Genomic DNA, 12398 nt, shown 5'->3' with positions numbered 1-12398 from the left:
TACTATGGCACTAGATAAGTTAAAAAACAAACTAAAATTACCGAAAAACGATAATTAATTATTCAATATCGAACATTAAAAGCCCTTCCTTTGAAAAATAGCTTTGATCAAAAGCGCTATCTCCTTTAATTCATTATTTTTCAAATTCTGTGTTGAGCGATTTTATTTGCGCTCGGCATTTATCCATAGGATAGTTAACGCAAGCCTACTAAACGAGCTGTAACTAAATAGGATAATCATGAAAAAAGTTTTACTTGCCACCGGCTTAATCGCCTCGTCATTTACTGCATTTGCAGCCAATTTAACCGTTGAAGAACTGCGTATTGAAAAAGCCAGCAAAGCCATGCCAAAGGTGTTAAATGCTTTTTCTAATGAAGTAAACCAATTTGAAAAACAGTGGCAAGCGGCTGCTAGTTATCAGCAAGCAAGTGACCTTATTGATGATTACGCCAAACAATTATGGCGCGATGCCAAAACACGTATAATTAAAACCAACAGCTTCGACGACCGAGAGCTATATTGGGCACGTTTACTTTCAAGCAAGATTATTCGTACCAGCAAACCCCAGTTTGCAATGACCGACAGCGAACAAACCGCGTTATTAACAATGCTCGAAAATGGCAGCCGTGGCCGCACCGACCTTGATTACAGTAAAAAAACCGACAAACGCATTTTAATTACAGGTTTTGATCCATTCTTATTAGATAGAAATATTAATCAAAGTAACCCATCCGGTGTTGCAGCATTATTACTTGATGGCCAAGTAATTAATTACAATGGCATTAGCGCCGAGATCAATACGGTGATGGTGCCAGTACGCTACGAAGACTTTGACCAGGGTATTATCGAATCATTACTTGCGCCATATTATGCACTTAACAATGTCGATATGATTGCCACTATCAGTATGGGCAGCAAAGACTTTGACCTTGAACGCTTTCCGGGTAAACGCCGCAGTGTAACGGCGCCCGATAACGCCAATATTGTGTATGGCGGCACAGCAACTGCACCGAAAATTTCGAGCCTTAACGACCGCCCTCTTCCGGGCAATGAGTTTGTAACGTTCAGCTTACCAGTTAAGCAAATGCAACAAGCCAAAGGGCCATTCCCAATCAACGACAATCATAAAGTCGTTACGCTTGAAAAAGCATTTGAGCCAAAATCACTTAAAGAGTTAGAAGGTGCGATTGCAGTAAAAGGTGGTGGCGGAGGCTACTTATCTAATGAAATCTCGTACCGTAGTATTCGCCTGCGTGATGAGCTTAATTCAGACATCCCAACGGGGCATATTCACACCCCACGTATTCAACAATTTGAGCCAGAAACAGAAGCGAAAATTGTTAAGCAAATTAAAGCAATGCTTGAGCAGAGCTTGGTTGCAATTTAAAGCGTTAAGCTCAGCTATAAAGCAATAGCTGAGCTTTTTCCAATTCACAATTGATACTTATTGTGGACCTGTTCCGCCATTCACTTTACTGCCCAAAGAACTTGGATCATCTAATCGATATGGGTAAAGTTGAATATCACCGAATACTGTTGCCCCGCTATCACGATATTGATCAGTTGCAGAACTTCCAGTGTAAACATTTCCTGAGGCACTAAAATAACCAGAGCCTTGATTCCAGTGAGGTTTCGCTGAATTTTCAAAGTAATTATTTTCCACTAAAACCTCTGCGCCATTCCCCGCACTAATTGAAAAATAAGTAATGTTCTTCCAGTAATTATTAAACATATGCACACGAGAGTTATAGCCGTCTACTTTAGGGTTTCGCCCTGCAGCTGTACCCCAAAAATTGTGATGCGCTGTTATTTGAGAGTTTCTAAATAAATGGGTATACCAATGCTGGTTAGCGCAAACTTGAGGGTTATATCCATAAAAGCGATTCCAACTTAAAGTAACGTTTTGACTATTGTCTACATCAATATATCCATCACTGATTTTATTAAATGCCATGTGATCAACCCATACATGACTACTATCATTTATTGAAATAGCATCACCTGCTTCTACAAGGGCTGGGTTAATACCCTCAAGCATAATGTTCTTAATAATAATATTTCGCTGATTACTAATAACGAGGCTAGCACCAATTATTTTCGAGTTTTTACCTAACCCTTGCAGGGTTTTATTTGATTGCACAATGATACGTCTATCATTACGGGTAACATTCACGGTTGAGTTTGAGCTACTTCCCAACTCACTACAGCTTTGATTACCAACGGGAATTCTGTACCACGTCTTACCGTAATCTCCCCATTGACCACAATCAAGTGGACAAGCTGGTACCGTTCTATTGGCGGTTCGACAATCAATCACTGTGTTATCAGGAACTTGAATAACCGCAGCAGAGCCAGAACTCAATGCAGTACTTAAATCATCACAGCTATATACTGTGATGGCAGTGTTATTACCACCTCCGGTCGTTGTGCTCAATCCATCTTGACCTGCTTGAGATGCAAAGCCTATTAAGTCACTGGGAGTGGTTCCGGTAGTCCCACAGTCGCCATTTACTGGATTAATAAACCATCTTTGTGAACTGATCCCAGCATCATCATTTTGATAAACATTTGCAGTATTATTTGAGCCTGCAACTGTCAAAGATTTACCAGTTAACTTATTGACGATATTAAAGCCGCCCGATGAAGATGCTTTTAACAACCAACGTTGATTAGCCCCTTGCCAATCATCATAAGCAATTATATTTGCACCATTTGATTGCGATGAGTTCAACACATCAATAACTTTATTGTTAAATTTAGAGCGTATAATCCAATAGCCATCTGCTTCTTGAATAAGCTGAAACTTTTGGTTATTTCCACCCCAGTATTCGTAGCTAATAATATTCGGGGCTGAGCTAGAATCACTGGTATTTACATCAAGTGCAAGGCCAGAGCCTCTATTAATAATGGAATATACAGTGCCAGATTCAGGCATAGCACTACACTGTTGTGCATGAACAGCACTCTGAGCAAAACACGCAACTGCTAGTAGGCATAATGCTAACAGTTTAGTTTGGTTTAAAATCTTCAAGACTATCTCCTTTATTATATTTGTAATATAAAATTACATTATTAAAGAGATAGTTTAATTTATACGTACCTAAAAGCACCTGTTTATGTTTATTTTATGTAAACAAATGTTAAAAATCACCCAGCAACGCAGCAATTTCGACCTTGCTTTTTCGCTTTATAAAGCGCGTCATCTGCTATTTTAAACAAGCTATCTGAATCAAACGCCTCATTAGCAGCCTTACTGGCAACACCTATCGATAAGGTAACATAGCTTAAGTCTGCACGGCCTTGGTGAGTTATGTGAGCTGATGCAACGGCGTTTCGTAGCGTTTCAGCCACTTTGAGTGCCTGATGCTTATCGGTATTGCTGAGCACAATAACAAACTCTTCGCCGCCATACCGAGCAACAAAGTGATTACTTGGCTGGGTATTTTCTTTAAGAAGATTGGCGACCTCACATAACGCTTTGTCACCTTGATCATGCCCATAAAAGTCATTGTAGAGTTTAAAATGATCGATATCGGCGACAATCATTGAGATAGGTTGCGATGCTAAATCTGCATCGCTGGCAAGCATCGCAAAATGTTTATCTAATGCCCGACGATTGGCAAGCATCGTCATTGAATCGGTGTAACTGATATGTTTTAACTTCTGGTGGCGCTCTAGTATTTCATCACGTTGATTTTCTATCAAAGTAAATAACTCATTCATACCTCGCCCGAGCTGGTGCAATTCGTTATTACCAAAATACTCATCCCGAGCGCTAAAATCGTTATTACTGATTGCTGAATTCACCAATGTATAAAGCTTTCTGAGTGGCCTTAAAACCTGTTGATTTATATATAAATAAAACAAAATAAACACAGATCCAGATATCAATAAACCGGTAATTAAAGAGCTATCAAACAAGCTTCGGTCGTAAGTTCGTTCACGGGATGCGATAGATAGCACAAATAGTAAGTCTCCTGCTTGATCATTGACTCCTAAGTAAAGCCGTCGATTGTGTTGAGTCGTCTCGACTGCTCTCCTTTTTTCACCAAACACCCTAATTAGATGATCCCTATATTTAGGTGCTTCATCAATGCCATAAAAGCTAATATCATTTGCTAACCCTGGTGTTAGATTTTCGACAAAGTCTTCATCAATAAAGCTCCAAAGCAATAATGTCGCCACAAATTCACCAGTGCCATCGGACTTCGTTACATTGTAAGCGACGGTGACGGCAGGCGTTTTATCTATGGTAATAAACCGGACTTTATGAGTTAACTCAGATTGGCTATTGTCTATATCGCCAGATAAGATTATTAGGTCGTTTTTTATCAACAAATTGGGGCTTTCTAAAACCGTTGGTGAGTAAGGCTGATAATCACTATTAAAGCTGCCACCGCCAATAATATTTGCCTGTGTATCATATAAATACCAACCATTTACGTCTAACCGCTGTAGTGCGTCTGCAATAACATAGTCACTATTAAACCACTGGGTATCACGTTGCTGTGCAGCTTCATACATGGTATCCCAAGCAGCGCTGTCAAAGACCATTTTTGACAGCGCATCAACCTCTTGCTGAAGTTGTGACTCCACGCGCTGAATATCAATCCGATCATTTTGTTTTGTCATCGCTTCAAAAGTTGGCAATATCCAAAAATGCCGAATAATTGTTTGCGCCAACAAAATAGCAAAGCACGCCGCGGTGAAAGCAAGTAATAAGCGTTTTTTGAGCCTCGCACCAATCACCATAAAATACCAAACCAAGCAGAATAAAAAGTACATTAGTATTAAAAAGTATAACCACGTTTACTCAGTTTGCTTGCCAAGCTTTAATAAATCAGTCTCATAAAGGCAGAACCTCTACTAAAGTTGGTGACTGATAAATTGTAAAATCCCTGTTTATATCTAAACTTTTAGTATGAAATTTTGAAGGGCTACTGTATGAAAGGTATCGTCTTTACCGAGTTTTTAGACATGGTCGAAAATGAATTTTCTTATGAAGTGGCAGACAAAATCATTGAAGAAAACTCACTTGCTTCAAATGGGGCCTATACCAGTGTTGGTAATTACGACAACGCTGAAATGATCATGCTTATTACTTCGTTAAGTAAGCACGTCAATACGCCTGCAGAACAATTAGCCACGCACTATGGTAAGTATTTATTAAATCGTTTTTTTATCCTTTTTCCTCACTTTTTCACCAGTGTTTCAACTACGTTTGACTTTTTAGATACCATCGACCGCCATGTTCATGTAGAAGTTAAAAAGCTTTATAGCGATGCTGAGTTACCAAGCTTTGAAACAAAACGTATTAGTGAGCGCAAAATGCAAATGTTCTATCGCTCTGGAAATCCTTTCGCCTGTTTAGCAGGTGGATTAATTGAAGGTGCATGTGAAAAATTTAATGAAAAGATTACGATTCAAAAGGATATAAGCGCTGATCATATGTCGGCAACCTTTACTTTAACAAAAGAAGATTAGTGTGGATGAAGAACTCTACAAACGTAGAATAGAACGAGAGCGCCAGGCTCGAAAACAAGCCGAAGCCCTGTTAGAACAGAAGTCTTTAGAGTTATATGAAGCCAATATGACGCTAAAACATGCGGCCGAAAATCTAGAAAAAGAAGTTATTCTTCGCACACAAGATTTAAATAAAGCAAAAGAGTTGGCCGATGCCGCCAATCAAGCTAAATCAATGTTTTTAGCCAATATGAGCCATGAAATCCGCACCCCTATGAATGCAATTTTGGGCATGGCACACCTCGCCCTTGATACTGAATTAACCGATAAACAATATGATTACGTTGAAAAAATTCAGCTTTCGGCCAAATCACTGCTTGGGATTATTAATGACATTCTCGATTTTTCTAAAATAGAAGCCAACAAGCTTGAACTTGAAAACAGTGATTTTAACTTAAATGACTTTCTTGCGAACCTCGCTAATTTAGCCAGTAGTTTAATTGAGAAAAATAACATCGAAGTCATTTTTGATATTGATGATGACATTCCAGAGTTTTTAATCGGTGACGCTCTTAGGCTTAATCAAGTTTTATTAAATTTACTGAGCAATGCCATTAAGTTTTCAAACCAGCAAGATGTCACGCTGAAACTGACAAAAAAATCACAAACCGATACCTCTATTTGTATTAATTTTCAGGTCATTGACCAAGGCATTGGTATGTCTGAAGAGCAAGTTAATAGTGTGTTTAAGCCTTTTTCACAAGCCGATGTTTCAACAACTCGTAAATTTGGTGGCACAGGTCTTGGTCTTGTTATCAGTAAAAAAATTATCGAGCTTATGGGAGGTCATATTGAGGTTAAAAGCCAATTAGACAAAGGGAGTAGCTTCAGTTTTGATGTGTTATTTTCGCTATCGGTTATGCAAAGCTGCCACGACACAGATATTTTCAAACATAAACGCGCTCTTATTATTGAGCAAAGCGACCAACCTGAAGCTATTTTAAATACCATGCTCAATGCATTAGACATCAATGTACAGACGATTGATTGCATGGATGAAAAGCTTTCTAACGCTGATATTAGTCACAACTACGACTTTATTTTTTTAGACTGGCACGTATTAAACTGCGAACAAAATAACATTCTAGAGAACCTCAAAAAGCAGCTTTCTATCGACATTAAAAAAACCATTATCCTCGCTTCTTATGAAAACCAAGAAGTTAAAGACACGCTAAGTACGCTAGATAAAACCGTTGAAGAAATATTATTAAAGCCGATTATTAAAGGGAACCTATTGAAAACCCTCGAGCATGTGATGGGTATCGCTACGAAAAAAGAGACCAGAGTCGACAATACATGCTTTAAAAAGCTTGCGGGCTCAAGAATACTGCTAGTTGAAGACAACCCGCTTAACCAACAAGTTGCATCGCAAATACTACGCTCAAATGGCTTTGTGGTTGATATTGCCGAAGATGGCATAGCAGCGATTGAAGCTGTCGAAAAAGAATCTTTCGATTGTATTTTGATGGACTGCCAAATGCCAAAAATGGATGGTTATACCGCAGCGAATAAAATTAAACAGCAATCAAAGTTTGCCCATATCCCTATTATCGCCATGACCGCCAACACTATGGAAGCCGACCTTACAAAAGCGAAAGAATCAGGAATGCAAGGCTATATAGCCAAGCCAATTGAAGTGCAAACCATGTTTGAGGTCATTGCAGAGCATTTAATGCAAAAGCAGCTGTAATTTCTAGTCAGTAAGCTCTATGATTTTTTGTTCTACTAATGAGTTGTTTTGCTTACGAAACTCATTTGGGTTAACCCCAACGATACTTTTAAACACACGGTTAAAGGTAGCAAGCGAAGAAAAGCCACTTTCCATTGCAATACTGAGTATACTCCAATGACTTGCTTCATCTTTTAATAACAGCCCTTGCGCATGCTGTATTCGGTACTGATTAATAAACAAATTAAAATTTGCGGCTTTAAAATGATAACGAATAGCCCGGCTGATCTTATACTCAGGTACTGCTAATGCTTGAGCAAAATCAGAAATTTTCAAATTAGTTTGCAAATAAACCTGCTTATTGATGAGTGCTTCTATGCCAGTAATAAGCTCAGGCTCTACCTCTTTATTTTCAGATTGTTCAGCCTGATGGATAGCTTTCATTACCTTTTCAGAGTTCACCACTTTACTATCAATAGCTTCAGGCACTGTGTTGTGGGCACGTTTTTGCAAAAACATCACTAACTGCATTGCAAGTACAATCAACAATGCTGATGAGGCAATTATAAGCGGCTCAAATTGTTGAAATTCGCTTTCACTGAATAAAAATTTAGGCAGTATGCTGGCATTAAATACCGCTAAAAAGTAGCAACTAGCAAAAATATTTGCCTGCAACTTTTGCGTTTGTGTTTTCTCTTTATAGCCTCGTAATGCTTCCCAAAAAGAGAGCACCAAAATACTCGAAGATAGCAACACCGTTATTTCGACCATACCTTGCTTTAAACGCCACATGAATTGGCTATCAGGGAAAACTTGCACATCAATACTCACCAAATAATGCCAAGTTTGGTTAAACATAATTAAACCCGCAATAGCAACTGCCACGGCAATATGTACCGAAGCAATAGGCTTATGCTTACGAAACAAAGTGCGTGATATAAGCCAAGACATATTACAGGTTGCGCAGGTAAATAAGCCAATTAAATAACTGTAAACACCAATAGTTGGTGCACTGATTTTTTGCACCCCAACCATGCAAAGCGAACCGCAAAATACTGCAAACAGATAATGAATAAGCTGCTTCTCTTTTTTCATACCATTTAGCAGCATGAGCCCCATACAAACAAAAACGAGTAAGTAATAAGGGGAAGTATTTTGCATAACTCTACATACCTTAAATTGGGAGTTTGATGAATTATTTACCAATCAGATAAGTTTACTTTTTCAAGATCAACATAGCAAAAAGAGTTTGTTAGTGAATATGTCAAACTCTGTGTGAGCTCTCAAAAACAAACACAATATTTCATTGATCAAATTTCGAATTTGAGAAGAAATCTTGCTCTAGCCCTTTATATTAGCGGTATTAGAAAAATGTAATGGAATTGATGATGTTTAACAAAGATAGCAAAATCACACCTTTAAAAGCGCTCGAATACAGTAAAAAGCTTTGGTTTATTAGCCTGCTAATGGCGCAAACTTGCTTTGTAGTTTATCTCATTCTTGGTTATGGAATGTCAGCGTTAACTACAGGTCTATCAGGTTGGAACCGACTTAATAACACCGCCTATGTTGCTAATGATGCCACAGGGAATTTGATGTATGCAGTGCATGTATTATTTGCGGTAGTGATGATCCTTGGCGGAAGCTTACAACTCATTGAAAAACTGAGGACAAAATACAGAGCATTCCATCGCTACAATGGTCGTGTATTTGTTGTTTTAGCTTGCTGTATTTCATTTGCTGGCATGTATTTAATGATAGTAAGGGGCACCGTTGGTAATACACTGATGCATGCACTGACAATGTTTGGCGGCTTAGTGGTTATTGTATCAAGTATATTTGCAGTGAAAACAGCACGGGCTCGTAACTTCAATGCTCATCAAAGGTGGGCTATACGGTTATATCTTGCGGCTAATGGTGTGTTGTTTTTTAGATTATTGATATTTGCATGGTTTTTAGTATTTGGCACCTTAGGCGTTGATACCGCCACATTCACTGGGCCTGCCGTGCTTGCTGTTAGCCTTTGTTCTTACTTAGTACCACTTTTAATAGCCGAACTTGTTCGCTATGCAGCTCGTACAAATATTACGTTTATCACTATCGGCACTGCCTGTTTAATGACGCTAATATCAATCGTGTTCTTAATCGGCTTATTTGGGGTGACTTTGGCAAACTGGTACCCTGCGATTGTTGGCTAACTAACTCTCATACAATAAAGCCACCTAAATTGGTGGCTTTATGAACATAATTTACGTCACTATAAAATTAATACAGTTCAAATAGTGGACGACCATTTTCGTCGTACTTCACTTCCATAACTCGAGCATGGCGGTTTGGATCGTAAAGCGGATCTTTTACAATCTCTTCAAGTGGACGGGTGTCTGTTTTTGGCACCACACTTGGTTCACCAACTGCGTGCTCATAGTCACGAGCATGGTAAATACACAGTGGTGTTTCACCATCTTCAGCTACTGTAAAACAGTTATGACCTGGGCCGAAAATTTTCTTTTCAACACTTGTTTCAAGCACAGGCATACGTGTTTTAGTCCACGAATTACGATCAAGTAAATCGCTGTTTTCATCGGCTTCCATATAGCCCATGCAGTAACATGCACCTGTTGCGCTTGCAGAGAAAGCAATAAAGATTTTACCGTTATTTTTAAGTACTGCCGGGCCTTCATTTACCCAAAAGTCGACACGTTCCCAATCGTAATCAGGTGTAGTCAGCATAAACTGCGCTGTTTTTAACTTAATTGGAGATTCCATCTCAGCTAAATACAGGTTTGATGCAGCAAATTGACCGCCGGTTTTCTCTGCCCAGCAGAAGTAACGCTTACCGTTATTTTCAAAAATAGTGGCATCTAAAGAAAAATCGGTGAACGACTTTTCATCGCCCTCAGCGGCTTGCATCATGCCAAGTTCAACCCACTCATCATTTAGCGGATCTTGGCCTTTACACTCAAGCACATACGGGCGTAATGCCCAAATATCATCTTCTTCACTGGCTGCGAAGTAGATGTACCATTTGCCATCGAGGTAATGAATTTCAGGTGCCCAGATATGACGGCTCATCGGGCCGCTGTCATGTTTAAACCAAATATCAAAGGTTTCAGCGTCTTTTAAGCCCTCTAATGTCGCAGACTTACGAAGTTCAATGCGATCATAAGTTGGTACAGAACCTGTAAAATAATAAAAACCATCACTGTGCTTATGCACAAATGGATCGGCACGCTGCTCTACTAACGGACTATTTGTTTGTAATGTCATCTTGAAACCTGATCGTTAAATTTTAATTTGTATTATTTTATTACTTTTAAGTAAGAACACAAATATAACATTATTTTTAACAGACAGTGAAAAGAAATGTAAGCTTGAGCTGTGAGTTTCAAGATACCCGTTCTAAGCAAAGGAGTTAAAGCTAGCTCGTTATCGAAAGCATTTGGAAAAAAGGGGGCTTCCCCCCTTTGTTTGGGATCACTAAAACAAGCTTTATTTAAAGCCCCTCTTAGATTTTTTAGATAAAACGAGGTCAACTGGCATAACATCGCCCGATACCTTCTTCACAATTAAAGTATGTGAGCCAGCTGATAAGTCATGTTTTTCGAACACAATACTTTGTACTTGGCGATAATTATTACCATCGAAAATAGAGAATATGCCTTGTGACTTACCATCTAAGATAACTTCAACATCGCCATGGTTAATACCTTTTGAAGTCGCAAAAACAATGCTTGAACCACTAAAGTCATAACTAAACGACGCACCATTAACGGTTGTCATGTGTAAATCTTGTTGGTATTCGCCAGTATTTGTGTGCTCAGACCTCATCCAGTTGCCATTTTCACTATATTGAATTCGAGGGTCATTATCGTTTATCAGCTCGAGGCCTGAATAGGTTATATCACTTGTTGTGCCGAGGGTATTACCGATAGTCTGAATTTGCACCAATCGATCGGCAATCCAGCTACCGTCAGGGTTAATTGCCACATCTAATGTTATCAACCCACCTTCATCTGCAATTTGTTTTACCCTATTTGCTATATCTGTGTTCGAATATCTTAAGCTGCTCTTTAAGCCTCCCCATCCTCCGTCAGAAGTGTAGGTAAATCCATGCCACTGCACTTTTGTATCCAAAGCTGTTATGACTTTTTTAGAAGAAGGAGCCTTAGGTAACTCGTTAGTTTTACCTGATGTATATTGACTGTGTGGATCTTTGGGGACAAAGCTATGCTCGTCACCAGCATGAAAACTGATCGTCGCATTTGGGTTGCCACTTCGAGCAGACTGAGCAAGTTGGTCTGCAACAGGGTAAGCATTCTTTGCCTCGAGTTTTTGTTTCGATTCATCTGCTTTAAACCAATTATCAAACCACCAGCCAGCGATGTTAGCTCCCCAAGCCTGCGATCTTTCGCTGACAAAACCAGTTATAAACCAATCAGGGTAAGGTACTTTCTTTTTTGTACCCGTCCATCTATCCCCTGAGTGCGAAGGTAGGTAAGCAATTAACTTAATACCTTTTAGTTTAAGTGCTTTCGCTAAATCCAAAACAAGGTCACGGTTAGGCGTGTAATCAGCCTGATTTGAGTTAACTTGGGTAATACAACCTGGTGCAATCTGTTTGCTCGGACATGCCGGTGAGTGTAAATCATAAATGTCACTCATCGTCGACAGGTAACCACGGTTTTGAGTAATGGTAAAAATTACATAAGCATAACCAAGCTTGGCTGCTTTATCCGCATAATCGTCAACATCAAAACCATTTACATAGTTATTCCACTCGTTATAGTCTGTGATTTGATACCATGCATTATCTAAAGTGCCACCAGCAAGATAGTGATGACTAATCCCCCACTTTGCATCTTGCATCCAATTAACTTCGCTTGCTCGCAGAGACGCACTCGAGTGTAAAATAGTAATTGCTACTGTTATACCAGATACAATTTTATAGGGCCGACTTTTCAAAATAACCAAACCAGATGAAAGCTAAAACTTGTTACGAGTTTAACTGTTTACATTTAATCAACAATAAGATTACTCTGGGAAATCGTCATTAAACCCAACACACCACTCAACATAAAATGGTTAAATATATGAAATTTAAAAAGTAAAAAAACATTTACTATGTGAATTTTCTGATTCGTTGACAAACAATATGTTAGCGCTTTATATAGAATATTGATTTAAATTCGTCTTAAAAGTCGCCAAT

Annotated in this window: 9 protein-coding genes; 4 read left to right on the top strand and 5 right to left on the bottom strand. The window is 38.9% G+C overall.

The features are described 5' to 3' along the window. The first annotated feature begins 238 nt into the window (after window positions 1–238). A complete protein-coding gene (locus AADY36_RS04530; protein WP_054560724.1) occupies window positions 239–1387 on the top strand; it encodes a hypothetical protein in 1149 nt (382 codons plus the stop codon). 57 nt (window positions 1388–1444) lie between these two features. Here the strand turns inward: AADY36_RS04530 and AADY36_RS04525 are convergent, their stop codons facing one another. Continuing rightward, entirely contained in the window at window positions 1445–3031 is a 1587-nt protein-coding gene (locus tag AADY36_RS04525; protein WP_342408565.1) for an RICIN domain-containing protein, read from the bottom strand. 116 nt (window positions 3032–3147) lie between these two features. Beyond that, window positions 3148–4752, bottom strand: a complete 1605-nt coding sequence (locus AADY36_RS04520; protein WP_342408564.1) for a sensor domain-containing diguanylate cyclase — start codon at window positions 4750–4752, stop codon at window positions 3148–3150. Window positions 4753–4944: 192 nt separating this feature from the next. Here AADY36_RS04520 and AADY36_RS04515 point away from each other — a divergent pair, with 192 nt between their 5' ends. Next, window positions 4945–5484: a heme NO-binding domain-containing protein gene (locus AADY36_RS04515; protein WP_239963479.1), complete on the top strand. Its 540-nt coding sequence runs from the start codon at window positions 4945–4947 to the stop codon at window positions 5482–5484. A gap of 1 nt (window position 5485) precedes the next feature. Then, entirely contained in the window at window positions 5486–7213 is a 1728-nt protein-coding gene (locus AADY36_RS04510) for a response regulator (RefSeq protein ID WP_055021303.1), read from the top strand. Between the two features lie 3 nt (window positions 7214–7216). Here AADY36_RS04510 and AADY36_RS04505 read toward each other — a convergent pair whose 3' ends face one another. Beyond that, window positions 7217–8353: a helix-turn-helix transcriptional regulator gene (locus AADY36_RS04505; protein ID WP_235575451.1), complete on the bottom strand. Its 1137-nt coding sequence runs from the start codon at window positions 8351–8353 to the stop codon at window positions 7217–7219. A gap of 215 nt (window positions 8354–8568) precedes the next feature. Between AADY36_RS04505 and AADY36_RS04500 the strand changes: the two genes are divergently transcribed. Continuing rightward, a complete protein-coding gene (locus tag AADY36_RS04500; RefSeq protein WP_342408563.1) occupies window positions 8569–9390 on the top strand; it encodes a DUF2306 domain-containing protein in 822 nt (273 codons plus the stop codon). A gap of 67 nt (window positions 9391–9457) precedes the next feature. Here AADY36_RS04500 and AADY36_RS04495 read toward each other — a convergent pair whose 3' ends face one another. Together AADY36_RS04495 and AADY36_RS04490 are read right to left on the bottom strand one after the other, a co-directional pair. Next, window positions 9458–10459 carry a family 43 glycosylhydrolase gene (locus tag AADY36_RS04495; RefSeq protein WP_054560730.1) on the bottom strand — a complete coding sequence of 334 codons (1002 nt, stop codon included), beginning with the start codon at window positions 10457–10459 and terminating at the stop codon, window positions 9458–9460. Window positions 10460–10681: 222 nt separating this feature from the next. Further along, complete coding sequence (locus tag AADY36_RS04490) at window positions 10682–12058, bottom strand: hypothetical protein (protein ID WP_055021305.1); 1377 nt, start codon at window positions 12056–12058, stop codon at window positions 10682–10684. Window positions 12059–12398: the final 340 nt, after the last annotated feature.

This window comes from Pseudoalteromonas sp. D15MCD-2 (assembly GCF_038562745.1).
In the GTDB taxonomy this organism is placed as follows: domain Bacteria; phylum Pseudomonadota; class Gammaproteobacteria; order Enterobacterales; family Alteromonadaceae; genus Pseudoalteromonas.
The sequence above is the reverse complement of the archived record's forward strand: the minus strand, read 5'-3'. Positions and strand labels throughout refer to the sequence as shown.

Bases quoted from the DNA above. Each gene is read 5' to 3' on its own strand.
- AADY36_RS04490 (WP_055021305.1), bottom strand. From the start codon at position 12,058: ATGCAAGATGCAAAGTGGGGGATTAGTCATCACTATCTTGCTGGTGGC.
- AADY36_RS04500 (WP_342408563.1), top strand. From the start codon at position 8,569: ATGGAATTGATGATGTTTAACAAAGATAGCAAAATCACACCTTTAAAA.
- AADY36_RS04530 (WP_054560724.1), top strand. From the start codon at position 239: ATGAAAAAAGTTTTACTTGCCACCGGCTTAATCGCCTCGTCATTTACT.
- AADY36_RS04515 (WP_239963479.1), top strand. From the start codon at position 4,945: ATGAAAGGTATCGTCTTTACCGAGTTTTTAGACATGGTCGAAAATGAA.
- AADY36_RS04495 (WP_054560730.1), bottom strand. From the start codon at position 10,459: ATGACATTACAAACAAATAGTCCGTTAGTAGAGCAGCGTGCCGATCCA.
- AADY36_RS04520 (WP_342408564.1), bottom strand. From the start codon at position 4,752: ATGGTGATTGGTGCGAGGCTCAAAAAACGCTTATTACTTGCTTTCACC.
- AADY36_RS04505 (WP_235575451.1), bottom strand. From the start codon at position 8,353: ATGCAAAATACTTCCCCTTATTACTTACTCGTTTTTGTTTGTATGGGG.